Source organism: Pectobacterium aroidearum (genome assembly GCF_041228105.1).
Taxonomy (GTDB): domain Bacteria; phylum Pseudomonadota; class Gammaproteobacteria; order Enterobacterales; family Enterobacteriaceae; genus Pectobacterium; species Pectobacterium aroidearum.
Window position 1 is genome coordinate 3050292 of sequence record NZ_CP166097.1, and the last position, 14767, is coordinate 3065058.

A 14767-nucleotide genomic window follows, 5' to 3' on the forward strand; every position below is an offset into this window, starting at 1 on the left:
CCCCAAATAGCCCTTTATTTTAAAGGGCTATTTTTATTATCCACAGAGTCATATTTATTATTCGTAATGCATAATCAGAACATTGTTATTGAATGGTGAATTTTTAATTAAATTACGTCGACAAGGTGGTACTGAAATTCTACAAAACATGATTTTTATTAACGCTAAATCGGTAGGTTTAACGTATGCCATTCAACTCTTTTTGCAAAATTTAAAATATTTTTTTATTATAAAATTCAACAGATTAACCATAAAAATAGGGCATCCAACCCTCCTCACCACCTTGTTAATTTCTTGCAATATGATCCACGTCAAATTTTACCGTATACTGCTTTGTTAGTATCTCAATGCTGATAATTTTTAAGAGAGAGTTAGTGTGAAAGCTGACAACCCCTTTACTCTATTACTCCCGGCTGCAATGGCAAAAGTTGCTGAAGACGCCGGAGTTTATAAAGCTACCAAACAACCGTGTACGACGTTTTATTTGGCGATAACCGCGGGTGTATTTATTTCGATCGCCTTCGTTTTTTATATTACTGCCACCACAGGAACCGCAACGATCCCTTTCGGTATCGCGAAATTGATCGGTGGTATTTGTTTCTCCCTTGGCCTCATGTTGGTTGTCGTCTGCGGTGCAGACTTATTTACCTCAACCGTTCTCATCGTGATTGCCAAAGCCAGTGGACGTATCACCTGGAAGCAACTAGCCTATAATTGGGCAAATGTCTATGTCGGCAACCTGATTGGCGCACTTTTCTTCGTTGGGCTTATCTGGTTCTCGGGAGAGCACATGGTCGCAAACGGTGCGTGGGGTCTCAACGTCCTACAAACGGCTGAACACAAACTGGAACATACGTTTGTTGAAGCACTGTGTCTGGGGATTCTGGCTAATCTGATGGTATGTCTGGCTGTGTGGATGAGCTATTCCGGCCGTACGCTTACCGACAAAATGTTTGCCATGATTCTGCCTGTCGCCATGTTCGTTGCCAGCGGCTTTGAGCACAGTATCGCTAACATGTTCATGATTCCCATGGGCATCGTCATCAAAAACTTTGCGGGACCGGAATTCTGGAATGCTATCGGAATGGTACCGTCTCAGTTTGAACATTTAACCGTTAGCCACTTCATTACCGATAATCTGATCCCTGTAACCCTGGGGAATATCATCGGCGGTGGCGTCCTGGTCGGTTTAACATACTGGGTAATTTATTTGCGCGGTGGAGACAAGCACCACTAAGGTGCAATCGGCCGCAACGTCGGGTTTTAAGAAATCCATATCAAAGGTAGGTGTAAAATGACCGAGCTGAATGAAAAATTGGCCAATGCATGGCAAGGCTTTAGCAAAGGTGAATGGCAGGATAACGTCAATGTTCGTGACTTTATCCAGAAAAACTACACACCGTATGAAGGTGATGAGTCTTTCCTGGCTGGTGCAACCAAAGCGACTTCTGCCCTGTGGGACAGCGTCATGGAAGGCATCAAGCAGGAAAACCGCACTCACGCCCCTGTTGATTTTGATACCAATGTTGCCGCAACTATCACGTCTCACGACGCGGGATACATCAACAAAGGTCTGGAAAAAGTCGTTGGTCTGCAAACTGACGCTCCGCTGAAACGTGCGTTGATTCCGTTCGGCGGCATCAAAATGGTTGAAGGTTCATGCAAAGTTTACGGCCGTGAACTGGATCCTCAACTGAAAAAAATCTTCACTGAATACCGCAAAACGCACAACCAGGGCGTGTTCGATGTTTACACCCCAGACATCCTGCGTTGCCGTAAATCTGGCGTTCTGACTGGCCTGCCAGATGCCTATGGCCGTGGCCGTATCATCGGTGACTACCGTCGCGTTGCGCTGTACGGTATCGACTACCTGATGAAAGACAAGTTTGCTCAGTTCACTTCTCTGCAAACCAAACTGGAAAACGGCGAAGATCTGGAAGCAACAATCCGTCTGCGTGAAGAAATTGCCGATCAGCACCATGCCCTGAGCCAAATTAAAGAAATGGCAGCTAAATATGGCTGTGATATTTCTGGCCCAGCGACAACGGCTCAGGAAGCGGTTCAGTGGACTTACTTCGGCTACCTGGCTGCGGTGAAATCACAGAATGGTGCAGCCATGTCCTTCGGACGTGTGTCCACCTTCCTGGATATCTACCTTGAGCGCGATCTGAAAGCTGGCAAAATCACCGAAGAAGAAGCTCAGGAAATGATTGACCACCTGGTCATGAAACTGCGTATGGTGCGTTTCCTGCGTACTCCTGAGTATGATGAGCTGTTCTCTGGTGACCCAATCTGGGCAACTGAATCTCTGGCTGGTATGGGTCTGGATGGCCGTACGCTGGTAAGTAAAACCAGCTTCCGCTTCCTGAACACCCTGTACACCATGGGGCCGTCTCCAGAGCCGAACATGACCATCCTGTGGTCTGAAAAACTGCCACAGAACTTCAAAAACTATGCCGCTAAAGTCTCCATCGATACCTCTTCTCTGCAATACGAGAATGACGATCTGATGCGTCCTGACTTTAACAACGATGACTACGCGATTGCTTGTTGCGTAAGCCCAATGATCGTTGGTAAACAAATGCAGTTCTTCGGTGCCCGTGCAAACCTGGCGAAAACCATGCTGTACGCTATTAACGGCGGTGTGGACGAAAAACTGAAAATGCAGGTTGGTCCGAAATCAGAACCAATCAAAGGCGACGTTCTGAACTTCGACGAAGTGATGGATCGCATGGATCACTTCATGGACTGGTTGGCGAAACAGTATGTCACCGCGCTGAACATCATCCACTACATGCATGACAAATACAGCTACGAAGCGTCGCTGATGGCACTGCATGATCGTGACGTGTTCCGTACTATGGCATGTGGTATCGCTGGTCTGTCTGTTGCTGCTGACTCCCTGTCAGCCATCAAATATGCCAAAGTTAAACCGGTTCGTGATGAAGATGGTCTGGCTATCGACTTTGATATCGAAGGCGAATATCCGCAATTCGGTAACAACGACGCTCGCGTAGATGAACTGGCTTGTGACCTGGTTGAACGTTTCATGAAGAAAATTCAGAAACTGGCTACCTACCGTGGCGCAACCCCAACGCAGTCTGTTCTGACCATCACCTCTAACGTGGTATATGGTAAGAAAACAGGTAACACCCCAGACGGCCGTCGCGCAGGTGCACCGTTCGGACCTGGTGCGAACCCAATGCACGGTCGTGACCAGAAAGGTGCTGTTGCTTCTCTGACTTCTGTTGCCAAACTGCCGTTTGCTTACGCGAAAGATGGTATTTCTTATACCTTCTCCATCGTACCGAACGCGTTAGGTAAAGACGACAACGTGCGTAAAGCTAACCTTGCCGGCCTGATGGATGGTTATTTCCACCACGAAGCCAGCATCGAAGGCGGTCAGCACCTGAACGTTAATGTCATGAACCGTGAAATGCTGCTTGATGCGATGGAAAACCCAGAGAAATATCCGCAGCTGACTATCCGTGTATCTGGCTACGCAGTGCGTTTCAACTCACTGACGAAAGAACAGCAGCAAGACGTCATCACCCGTACTTTCACTCAGTCAATGTAATTTCCATGACTGTCTGAAAAGGCGTAAAATAAAGGCTCCACATCAGTGGGGCCTTTTTCTCACCCCAGATTGTCGTTCAGGTTGTTAGCCTGTTTTGCCAGCCCGCTATATTGCTCTCACCATGTGGATGGCTCGCAAAACAGATTCGACGCAGCATCTGTCCTACGGTGTTTTTCTGTCAGCAATCCCTGCCAGATTAACACCTGCTTTCTTATGACTGCGCTCATAAAGACCGCTATTGTTCGGTCAAATTTGGAGAAAACCTCGCAATGTCAGTAATCGGTCGCATCCACTCCTTTGAATCCTGCGGCACTGTCGATGGCCCAGGCATCCGTTTCATCATCTTCTTCCAGGGCTGCCTGATGCGCTGCCTGTATTGCCATAACCGTGATACCTGGGATACGCACGGCGGCAAGGAAGTGACGGTGGAAGAACTTATGAAAGAAGTCGTGACCTACCGCCATTTTATGAATGCATCCGGCGGCGGCGTAACAGCATCCGGCGGCGAGGCCATTCTTCAGGCCGAATTTGTGCGCGACTGGTTCCGCGCCTGCAAGGCAGAAGGTATCAACACCTGTCTGGATACCAACGGGTTTGTACGCCGCTATGACCCCGTCATTGACGAGCTACTGGACGTCAGCGACTTAGTGATGCTCGATCTGAAACAAATGAACGACGACATACACCAGAATTTAGTTGGCGTATCGAACCACCGTACTCTGGATTTCGCACGTTATCTGGCAAAGCGCAACCAGCGTACCTGGATACGTTATGTGGTCGTCCCCGGCTGGTCTGATGATGATGAGTCTGCACACAAGTTGGGTGAGTTCACCAAAGATATGACGAACATCGAGAAAATTGAGCTTCTCCCCTACCATGAACTTGGCAAACACAAGTGGATCGCAATGGGTGAGGAGTACAAGTTAGACGGTGTTAAACCACCGAAGGCCGATACCATGGATCGTATTAAGTCGATTCTTGAAAGCTACGGTCACAAGGTCATGTACTAATCTCTGATCGTTCCTGAAAAAATAGCGCGCTCATGGCGCGCTATTTTCATTGTAGCGAAGAGATATCCTTACAACGTTAAGCGCTGTACTAAGCCAGATTGCCTGCTGCCTTGATTTTCACCTGTACCGCATTCCCTGGCAGATACGCCAACGGAATTTCCTGATAGTCGATGATTTCAACACTGCCCGGCATCGCACCCGTTTCTTCTGCAAGACAAACCGTTTGTTGCTGCAGCTCGCTTTTTATCTTCTCACGATCGTTATCCGGCATTTTCACTACGCGCTCAATCTGTGCGCCAACCTTTCCTAAGGCTACACCTACCGCATTTGCCGCATCAAAATTCAACGGGCGCATGACCTGACTGATACCCGATAAAACGTCAGGCAGTAAAATACTACCGCCACCAACAAGCACCGCCGGAATAGCAGCGCTGGACGATTTGATCCGATCGATAGCACTTTCCACTTTATCAATCATCTGACGATAAGCCTGCTGGCAAAGTACGTTATCTAGCTCAGGAAGCGGGCGAGGAAGATCGGATGTCCATCGCTCGCGATGAAGCTGCAGCATAATATCGCTGAGCGTTAACGTCTCCCCACCAAAGCTGACACCCTGTTCAAGAAGACGATAACCGACGCTGTCAGGTCCAAGCGTGAGTTTCCCATCCTGAGACTGCCGCACGCAGGTTCCCCCGCCAATGCCGATAGAAATAATATCAGGCATTCTAAAATTCGTTCGTACATCGCCCACTTCAACAGCGATAGCCGACTCACGCGGGAAGCCATTCACCAACACGCCAATATCTGTCGTCGTGCCACCGACATCAATAATCAGTGCATTATCCAGCCCGGAAAGGTGGCACGCTCCGCGAATCGAATTCGTTGGCCCACAGGCCATCGTCAGAATGGGATATTGCTTCACCATACTTTCGGACATCAATGTGCCGTCGTTTTGCCCGAAGAACGGTGTAGCTTTAATACCATGTCGGATTAGCGCTTGCGTAAAGCCACTAACAAACCGGTTTGCCGTGCTTTGCAACGACGCATTCAGGATTGTCGCGTTTTCCCTTTCCAGTAATCCGGTGCTGCCTATCCGGTGGGATAACGACACGGAAACATCAGGCAGTGCTGCATTCACCCACTGAGCAACCTGCTGTTCCTGCTTATTGTTTACGGGTGAGAATACGCCACAAATTGCCACGCTATCCACATGACCGCGCATCCTGTCACACGCCGCCAAGACTTCATCCCGCAATATGGGATGAATCTCTCGGCCATCAAATTCATAGCCACCATGAATTTGGTAGAAATGCTCGCCTAATGTCCTTTGCCATTCATCATCCCAACCAAATAGCGGTGGAACGCTATCGCTGCTTGGCAGGCTCAGGCGTAATAAACCAACGCGATCCAGCCCTTTCCGCTCAACAATCGCATTGGTACATTGTGTTGTGCCCAACATCGCATAGCGAATATGCTGCGGCTCGATACCTGACTGCGTCAATACTTCAGCAATCACCCGTTCGATACCGCTATAAATATCCAGACTGGTAGGAAATTTGGCCGTCGCAATACAGCGCAGATCCGCATCTAAAATTGCCGCATCCGTGTTGGTGCCGCCGACATCAATCCCGAGTCGGTAATCATTTTTATGTAACATCGGGAAAGCCTCAGCGATTTGCAAGCTGTTCTATCGGCACATACTGCACCGGATAACCGAAATACTCCGGCCCCGCAACGTCAATCCCTTTTGGCGTTCGCCACTTGTCATTGCACGGATAGGCAATAACATCGACTCGCTGCCCATAACGTAAATGTTCCGTAATAATTGGACGTCCGGTTTCACTGTCTACTATGGAGATTAAATCAGGCACAACAGCCAGCAGATTATCCTGCGTAGGATTTGCCACCTGTGACGAACGATAAGCAAGCAATAGCTCATTCTGGAAAAGCACCGTAAACGACTCACCTTTATCGTTCCCCATGCCATCCAGAACTACTTTGCCCCGGGCAAGCCCTCCAATGGTGCGACGATCAACATCAACAACCTTGCCTGATGCAATAACGTAGCCATTCAGTATGGTCAGTAAGGATTGCACGGGATGGCTTCCCGATTGGTGTGCCTGACGCAACGTTCTTCCAATATTCTGCGCCAGTGTGAGTGTACCTTTGATGGCACTACGCTTAAGTTGGCTACCGCGCAATGGGTAATCACACATGGCACAGGCGGCCCCCATTTGTTCCGCAATCACTCTGGCCAAACGCTCAGACCACATGCCATCAATAGGATTTAAGGTAACCGTGTTTCCCTTTTCATCCGCTAACGTATTTGGCGCAGAGCGTAAATTATCAAGAAAAAAGGTCACCATCTGCGCTTCGGGAAAGGCCCTCCCCATCGCATCACAATCAACGACAGGTACTCCTTTTGCAGCCGCAACAACAAACGGTATGAGCGAATTAATACCGCCAACTTCGATGGGAAATGTTGCAGTGATAGGTCGCTGAAGCGCCGTTTCCATCGCGTCAAACGCCAGAACAAACTGGCTAGCTGACATAATTTTTTCTACAACTACCGTTGTTGCACCTATCATGCTACAGGGAACAAACAGCTCATCGTCTTTAATTTCATCTAAATCGAATACAGGAACCTTGACCGCATTTTTTAATGCGTGTTTTGCCATCAAAGAACCTACATACGGGTCGCCGCCGCCTCCAGTACCGAGAACCGCGGCCCCTAGTGCTATATCATCAATGGTTTGTACATTAATATAACGAGACATATTTTACCCAAGGTCTCATGTTATCTGCGTAACACGTTTAATCTGCCAATTGAGGGAAAATTTTATGTATGCCGATATAAATCACCATACTTACAATGACGCCATCCAGAGCAGAAATTGAGCTTATCGTAAATAAATCAAAAAAATCTGGGGAAGTTAACAGGCTCACAAGACTACCAAGTGACCAAGATATAGCCGCCGCCACATTCAAGAATGAAGCCTCTGATACATTTTTCTGCAAACGTGAGGACTTAATAAAATAATATTCGACGAGATAAACACCTGCGATAGGGGAAATCAGGACACCGAGCAGCGACAAGAATTGGGTAAAATTATTAATCATACCGTTATACGCTAACAGCAACCCGGCAATAGCCATTAGCACAACCAATACTGGCCGTGATAGTGCTCGAATAACAACGGATAGCCCCAATGATGCGGAGACAAGGTTGGTACTATTTGTTGTCCACTGGGCAAAAATAAGCACCACAATTGCAGACATCCCCAAACCAATACTGAAAAACACTTCAACTAAATCTTCTGTACCGACAAGATGAGTCAGAATAAGCGCAACTAATATTGTTGAGCTATTACCTAAAAAGAACCCCAATCCCGCACCAAGTAACGCATCTTTACGTGTTTTAGCATAGCGAGCTATATCCGGGGACATCACGGCAGAGACTATCCAGATAGAAACAACATAAGAGATAGCGCTTCCCATACTAATCGGCGCTTTAATTATCGGGAGGGGTATTTCGGGGTGGTTATTCGCCGCTAAAACCAGGCCTGTAATTATCAATATCAACATAAGTGGTACGCTGAATACACTCAGTTTACCCAATGCTCTGACACCCCAAATAGCCGTAGAAGTCATCAGCGCCATGCCAAAAACCAAAATAAGAAAACGACCTGGTTCAATTTGATAATGTAACAGTGCTTTTTGCAGCATTACGCCAAAAAAATCGAGTTGAAAAGCAAACCAACCAACCAATGATACAGCAGAGAAAATACCAATAAGCTTTCCGCCAAAGCGTCCAAAAACGGAGATACTTAGTAGCGTTGTTGATAACCCACAGCCATAACCGACGTTCGCGCATAATGCGGCCAATACACCTAAAAAGGCAGAACCGATAAGCGTGGCGCTAACAGCTTGGGAGAAAGGCAATCCTCCGCTTAAGAAAGCACCAAGGAATAAACCTGAGATATCAATCCCCATTGCCAGCCATATTAAAGCAATAACATACCAGCTTTTTCTCGCTTCAGCAGGGACAGGTTCGTATTCGTAATCATAGATTTGCCGCCCCTGTTGTTCTTTTCCAGGTACAGCATTCCCTTGAGACATATAACCTCCATTAAATAAGCAGCAAATAATTATTGTATCGTTGTGATATTTTATAGAGGTTGCCTGACGGCGTATAGAACAATGGTGTCGTCAGCAAGCTAACAACACCATTGTGCTTATGAGAGACCCTGATGTGACACATAAAACCACGCTTTTTTGTGGCAACCACATCAATGTATGTGGCGTAACGACAAGATAAATGGGTTTCATATCGATTAATACAGATATATTTTGATGTTAACATTCAGATATGTAATGTGTGCGAAGGAAATGCTATGCGCTTAGATAAACTGGAGATCCGCTGGTTAAAGCTTTTCTGTAAAATTGTTGAAAAACAAGGAATTACCAACGCGCAAGACGCAACAGGCCTAAGCCAACCCGTGTTAAGTCACTACCTATCTCGCCTTGAGGATACGCTTGGACTCGTTTTGTGCGAGCGTGGGCGCGGTGGTTTTGCCTTAACAACCGAAGGTGAAGTGGTCTATCAGGAAGCTAAATCTGTCATCGCTACGTTGGACGATTTTGCTAATCGATTGGCAAGTATAAAACATCAGCTTATTGGTAAAGCTCGGATTGGTTGTCTGGATAATACCGTGACTCACCCAGACAAAGTCATTTCTAACGCTATTGGCAAATTGTACGACCAAAGCCCTGATGTTGCAGTGGAACTAGAGATTGGTGATTATACACCATTAATGGAACGCCTAAAAAATGGTCACCTTGATATCATTCTGAGCGTCTTACCAGATGATGTTCCAATAGATATCCATTTCCAGCCTGTTTTCGTTGAAAAAAGCCATTTTTATTGTGCGTCTGAACACGGGGAACGCATAGAAAGAGAGTGGCACGAGGGCACACTTAACCCTAACAGACTGCTCATCGGTGGGCATGCACTACACGAAATTAGTAAACAGTTAGGGCCTGTTGCAAAGAAAGGTTTGCAGGATACAGCATGGAATGTAGAAGCAAGTTTACTGCTGCTGCTGGCAGGCACCCATATTGGTTTTCTTCCCGATCACTATGCTGCCCCTTGGGTTGAGAAAGGGAAACTCACCGCAATTTCACCAGACCGTTTAAAACTAACCAGCATATTTTATCTGGTGCGAAATGCAAAACAGCGCCTTAGCCCAGTCGCTGAAGCGCTGTGGAACAACATGGTGGAAGCGGGACAAAGCTCGCTGGCTGGCCTTGATGTCTCTACCTCAAGCTGCAGCTAATGGCGTTGGATGATGATCGGCTTTTCTGAGCAACATCATCAGGTAGATCATGGCAACAGCAGCAATCAATACAAACAGCAAGCGATCGGAGTAGCTTTGCATCAATACCGCAGCAACGCTTGGCCCGCAAAGACTGCCAAGCGTGTAGCTGAGGAGCAAAGCCTGATTCATCGCTACCAGCTCATCAGGACGCACTTTTTCACATGCCCACGACATAGCAACGGGATACAGCGTAAAGCCTGCGCATCCCAGAAGGAAAAGCGACGGCGCCATGGCATAGTGGCTGATGCTTAACATGGCTACACAGCCAATAATGACAACAAAGACTAATACCCGCAGAACTAACAGCCGGCCATATCGATCGGCCATACGTCCAATAGGCCATTGACCAATAATGCCTGAGCTAATTAGCAGAGCCATCCAGTATCCAACCTGTGCGTCATTCATCCCCTGATGAGAGAGATATAGCGGCATCAGGCCATACAGCGATCCTAAGATTGCACCGGAAATAATACAGCCGTGTACGCCTAAACGCGCGCTGCGATACGTCAGCATTTTCCACAGACTAACAGACTTTTCTTGCTGTTCTGGCGGTGTAGGAAGACGAGTAAACAGCAGTGGTAATATTGCCAGAATAACCAGTGCGACCATCCACGGCAGCACGCTCAGCAATGCTGTCGGTAATACACCAAGCAGGAGTTGTCCAATCACACTACCGAGGTAATAGGCAATCATATACGCAGCCAGCAGTTGCCCTCGTTGCGTCGGCGTTCCGCTACACAACAAGGCACTTTCAACCACGACCCAGATTAATGCACAGCCGATCCCAGCAAGAAAGCGCCAGAATAGCCAACTGCCGATATCCGCAGAAATGCCGAGGCCAAAAATCGCGATGCCAAATAATAAAGCGGCGAAATAATAGCTACGGTTAAACCCATAAAGTTTGATTAATTTACCGGCTAATAGCGTTCCAACCAGATTGCCGCCGAAATAGCACGAGCCAACGAGGCCGACCTGCCAAACAGGAAGCGATTGATAACTCAGCCAAAGTGGTACCAGAGTATTTAATACTGCGATACAAACTGTCAGCAGCAAGAGTCCGCAGAGCAAGAGCAGCACTGGGCGGGAATAAGCAGACATAGCGAAGTGGATAACCAAACAACCGGAGAAGAGTGAGCGCATCATGCCACTGCGCATATAAAAGTCAATCCGGGCAAAAAGTGCTAAAAGTCCTTTCCCACATTATGGATTGAAAGAATTCATCAACTCCCATAGGCAGGCCGCCATGCTTAAAAACACACAGAAGCTACCCGACTGATTTTAAGGTGGTTTTAGCTTTAAAATTAAGTCACACGAACGGTTTGAAGCAGAGGAACTCTTTTTACGATGAAAAAATATTACCGAACACAAGACGTAAAAAAAGCGCCCTTAGGCGCTTTATGCAGATAACTGAAAATTAGCCAATAAATTCCAGCCCGCCCATATACGGACGCAACACTTCAGGAATCTCAATACGGCCATCAGCCTGCTGGTAGTTTTCCAGAACTGCCACCAGAGTACGGCCAACTGCCAGACCAGAACCGTTCAACGTATGGACCAAACGGGTCTTCTTGTCGGACTTGCTGCGGCAGCGAGCCTGCATACGACGCGCCTGAAAATCCCACATGTTTGAGCAAGAGGAGATTTCACGGTACGTATCCTGCGCGGGCAGCCAGACTTCCAGATCGTAGGTTTTAGTCGAACCAAAGCCCATGTCACCGGTGCACAGTAAGACCTTACGATAAGGCAATTTCAGCAGTTGCAGCACCGTTTCGGCATGGGTTGTCAGCTCTTCCAGCGCCTGCATAGAATCTTCAGGACGGACGATTTGTACCAGCTCAACCTTGTCAAACTGGTGCATACGAATCAAACCACGCGTATCGCGACCATACGACCCCGCCTCAGAACGGAAGCAAGGCGTATGTGCAGTCATCTTCAGTGGCAAAGATTCTTCATCAAGAATCTCGTCACGTACCAGGTTGGTCAGCGGAACTTCAGCCGTCGGAATCAGCGCATATTGGCTGCTTTCTGCTTCTTCGCTTAACGGGTTAGTGTGGAACAGGTCTTCGCCAAATTTAGGCAACTGACCCGTACCGTATAACGTGGCATGGTTTACCAGATAAGGCACATACGCTTCCTGATAACCGTGTTGCTGCGTATGTAAATCCAGCATGAACTGGGAAAGTGCACGATGCAGGCGAGCGATCTGTCCTTTCATCACAACAAAACGCGCACCGGTTAATTTTACCGCAGCGGCAAAATCCAGTCCGGCAGCCATTTCACCGAGCTCAACATGGTCGCGTACCGGGAAATCATATTTACGCGGTTCACCCCAGCGGGTCACTTCCTGGTTCTGCGTGTCATCCTTGCCAAGCGGGACGGAGTCGTCCGGCAGGTTTGGAATGGTTAACGCCAGATCGCGAATTTCATTCTGCAACTGATCCAGCTCGGCTTTCGCGGCATCCAGTTTTTCGCCTAATGTGTTAACTTCACGACGCAAAGGCTCGATATCTTCACCGCGTGCTTTTGCTGCACCAATCTCTTTCGATCGGGAGTTACGCTCTGCCTGCAGGTTTTCGGTTTCTACCTGCAATACTTTACGACGTTCTTCCTGCTTACGCAGGGTCTCAACATCCAGCTTAAAGCCTCTGCGAGCCAGTAACTTTTCGGCGACTGCGTCTAGCTCATTACGCAGTAAATTGGGATCGAGCATGCTAATCCTGTGCTTATGATTATCAAATGAAATGGTGGCGTACACGGCGCGCTACGCGGCCGGTTTCAGAAAATACCGCAATAACCTTACCGCAACGCTTAGTTCAACGGTAGCGTTTTGTCGGGCTATTTTGATCCTGAGCGGCAAGCCAGGCGAGCTTTTCACCAATTTTGCCTTCAAGGCCGCGCGAGGTCGGCGTGTAATAGTGCGTTTCCGCCATTTCTGGCGGAAAGTAGATCTCGCCAGCCGCATAGGCATTGGGTTCGTTGTGTGCGTACCGATACTCTGCTCCGAGCCCCATTTCTTTCATCAATCGGGTCGGTGCATTGCGCAAATGTTCGGGAACATCATAGTCTGGCTTCTCGCGCGCATCCTGCATCGCCGCTTTGAAAGCGCTATAGACGGCGTTACTTTTGGGAGCACAGGCCAGATAAACTATCGCCTGAGCGATAGCGCGCTCCCCTTCCGCCGGACCAACGCGAGTAAAACAATCCCATGCGGAGATCGCCACCTGCATCGCACGCGGGTCAGCATTACCGACATCTTCTGACGCGATCGCCAGCAATCGCCGGGCGACATACAGCGGGTCGCCGCCAGCGGTGATAATTCTGGCGTACCAATAAAGTGCCGCATCTGGCGCTGAGCCCCTTACCGATTTATGCAGCGCTGAAATCAGGTCGTAATAGCGGTCACCCTTGTTATCAAAACGGGCACTACGCTCGCCTGCAATTTCATTGAGGAGCGCTGGCGTCAGGACACGCATACCCTGCGCGTCAATTTCCGCCATATCTGCCATCATTTCCAGACTATTCAACGCGCGTCTGGCATCGCCATTGACCAATTCGGCCAGCATACGTGCGGTGTCGGCAGGTAGGACAATATTCTGTCCTCCATATCCCCGTTCGCTGTCGCTCATCGCCTGCTGCAATACCTGTTCGATATCTTCCGCCGTCAGCGCCTTCAGCAAATAGACGCGGGCGCGCGATAACAACGCGGAATTAAGCTCAAAAGAGGGATTTTCTGTGGTTGCTCCGATGAAGGTGATCGTGCCATCTTCGATATGTGGCAAAAACGCATCCTGCTGACTTTTGTTGAAACGATGAACTTCATCGACAAACAAAATGGTACGACGCCCGGCATTACGGTTTTGTCGTGCACGTTCAATCGCTTCACGAATTTCTTTAATACCGGACGTCACGGCAGAAATGCGTTCTACATCAGCCTGTCCGTAATGCCCAATCAATTCTGCCAGCGTGGTTTTCCCCGTGCCTGGCGGACCCCAGAGAATCATGGAGTGCAGTTGCCCTACCTCAATTGCGCGTGGCAAAGGCTTACCGGCACCTAACAAATGCTGTTGGCCGATATACTGTGCCAACGTCGCAGGCCGCATACGCGCGGCCAGAGGTTGAAATTCGTTATGGGAAAAATCCAGGGACAGGTTACTCACTCTGGCCTCACTGACGCTGGTCATCCAGCGTGACGCCTTTCGGCGGTGTGAACGTGAATTGCGCGGCATCAACAGCGGCATTTTGCTGGTTCTTCAGCACATAGGTGCTCCGCTGCCCATCTTGTTCCGTCGCGGTAAACTGCTTGATCGTGCCGTTGGTCGTCACATTAATCGCGAACTGTTTTAGATTGCCGCTCGCAGATTTCGGCGTAAGCTCAAAATCATCACCTTTCTGGCGCACATCGTACTTATTCCAGTCGCTGGCATCGTTACGAGTTATCAGAATGAACGGCGTATTCCCTGTGGCATCCTTCAGCCACGTTGCCGTGACTTGTTCGACAAACGGGTTGTAAAACCAAAGTGTTTTACCGTCAGAAATCAATGTACTCTCATCAGGCGACGTGGTTTTCCAGTTAAATAGATTAGGACGTTTCAGCCACAGCTCGCCTTCCCCTTCCTGCACCGCTGCGCCATCGGCACTGGTGACTTTCTGGCTGAAGTTTGCATGGAAACTGTTTACTTTATTGAGGCGACCCTGCAAATCTTTTGCCGCGTCCGCATAGACAGCAGTTGAGGTCATACCTGCAATCAGGCAACTGATGGCTAACCACTTTTTCATACGCATAATCCTTTGAGTGTCCTGAT

The 14767-nt window shown here is 48.5% G+C and carries 11 protein-coding genes; 4 read left to right on the forward strand and 7 right to left on the reverse strand.

Annotated features, from left to right (window positions below; genetic code table 11):
• Positions 1 to 376: 376 nt before the first annotated feature.
• From focA to pflA, 3 genes are all read left to right on the forward strand, one after another.
• Positions 377 to 1237 carry a formate transporter FocA gene (focA, locus tag AB8809_RS13965; RefSeq protein WP_015839983.1) on the forward strand — a complete coding sequence of 287 codons (861 nt, stop codon included), beginning with the start codon at positions 377 to 379 and terminating at the stop codon, positions 1235 to 1237.
• A 57-nt stretch (positions 1238 to 1294) separates the two neighbouring features.
• Positions 1295 to 3577 (forward strand): formate C-acetyltransferase, encoded by a 2283-nt coding sequence (gene pflB, locus AB8809_RS13970; RefSeq protein WP_015839982.1) that lies wholly within the window; start codon positions 1295 to 1297, stop codon positions 3575 to 3577.
• 269 nt (positions 3578 to 3846) lie between these two features.
• A complete protein-coding gene (pflA, locus tag AB8809_RS13975; RefSeq protein ID WP_320702501.1) occupies positions 3847 to 4587 on the forward strand; it encodes a pyruvate formate lyase 1-activating protein in 741 nt (246 codons plus the stop codon).
• Between the two features lie 88 nt (positions 4588 to 4675).
• On the opposite strand, the gene AB8809_RS13980 is transcribed toward pflA, so the two are convergent.
• From AB8809_RS13980 to AB8809_RS13990, 3 genes are read right to left on the reverse strand one after another with little or no spacing between them, the layout of a single operon-like run.
• Positions 4676 to 6244: a hydantoinase/oxoprolinase family protein gene (locus tag AB8809_RS13980; protein ID WP_349856360.1), complete on the reverse strand. Its 1569-nt coding sequence runs from the start codon at positions 6242 to 6244 to the stop codon at positions 4676 to 4678.
• Between the two features lie 10 nt (positions 6245 to 6254).
• Positions 6255 to 7364, reverse strand: coding sequence for a DUF917 domain-containing protein (locus tag AB8809_RS13985; RefSeq protein ID WP_349856361.1), 1110 nt, complete (start codon positions 7362 to 7364; stop codon positions 6255 to 6257).
• A gap of 37 nt (positions 7365 to 7401) precedes the next feature.
• Positions 7402 to 8706 carry a cytosine permease gene (locus tag AB8809_RS13990; RefSeq protein WP_181828361.1) on the reverse strand — a complete coding sequence of 435 codons (1305 nt, stop codon included), beginning with the start codon at positions 8704 to 8706 and terminating at the stop codon, positions 7402 to 7404.
• Positions 8707 to 8981: 275 nt separating this feature from the next.
• Between AB8809_RS13990 and AB8809_RS13995 the strand changes: the two genes are divergently transcribed.
• Positions 8982 to 9923 carry a LysR family transcriptional regulator gene (locus tag AB8809_RS13995; RefSeq protein WP_015839977.1) on the forward strand — a complete coding sequence of 314 codons (942 nt, stop codon included), beginning with the start codon at positions 8982 to 8984 and terminating at the stop codon, positions 9921 to 9923.
• Here AB8809_RS13995 and AB8809_RS14000 read toward each other — a convergent pair.
• From AB8809_RS14000 to lolA, 4 genes are all read right to left on the reverse strand, one after another.
• On the reverse strand, positions 9909 to 11063 hold the full coding sequence (locus AB8809_RS14000) for an MFS transporter (protein WP_015839976.1): 1155 nt from the start codon (positions 11061 to 11063) through the stop codon (positions 9909 to 9911). The genes AB8809_RS13995 and AB8809_RS14000 overlap by 15 nt on opposite strands.
• 316 nt (positions 11064 to 11379) lie before the next feature.
• A complete protein-coding gene (gene serS, locus AB8809_RS14005) occupies positions 11380 to 12675 on the reverse strand; it encodes a serine--tRNA ligase (RefSeq protein ID WP_180776983.1) in 1296 nt (431 codons plus the stop codon).
• 103 nt (positions 12676 to 12778) lie between these two features.
• Positions 12779 to 14122, reverse strand: a complete 1344-nt coding sequence (locus AB8809_RS14010; RefSeq protein ID WP_349856364.1) for a replication-associated recombination protein A — start codon at positions 14120 to 14122, stop codon at positions 12779 to 12781.
• Positions 14123 to 14129: 7 nt separating this feature from the next.
• Positions 14130 to 14741, reverse strand: coding sequence for an outer membrane lipoprotein chaperone LolA (lolA, locus tag AB8809_RS14015; RefSeq protein ID WP_015839973.1), 612 nt, complete (start codon positions 14739 to 14741; stop codon positions 14130 to 14132).
• Between the last annotated feature and the right edge of the window lie 26 nt (positions 14742 to 14767).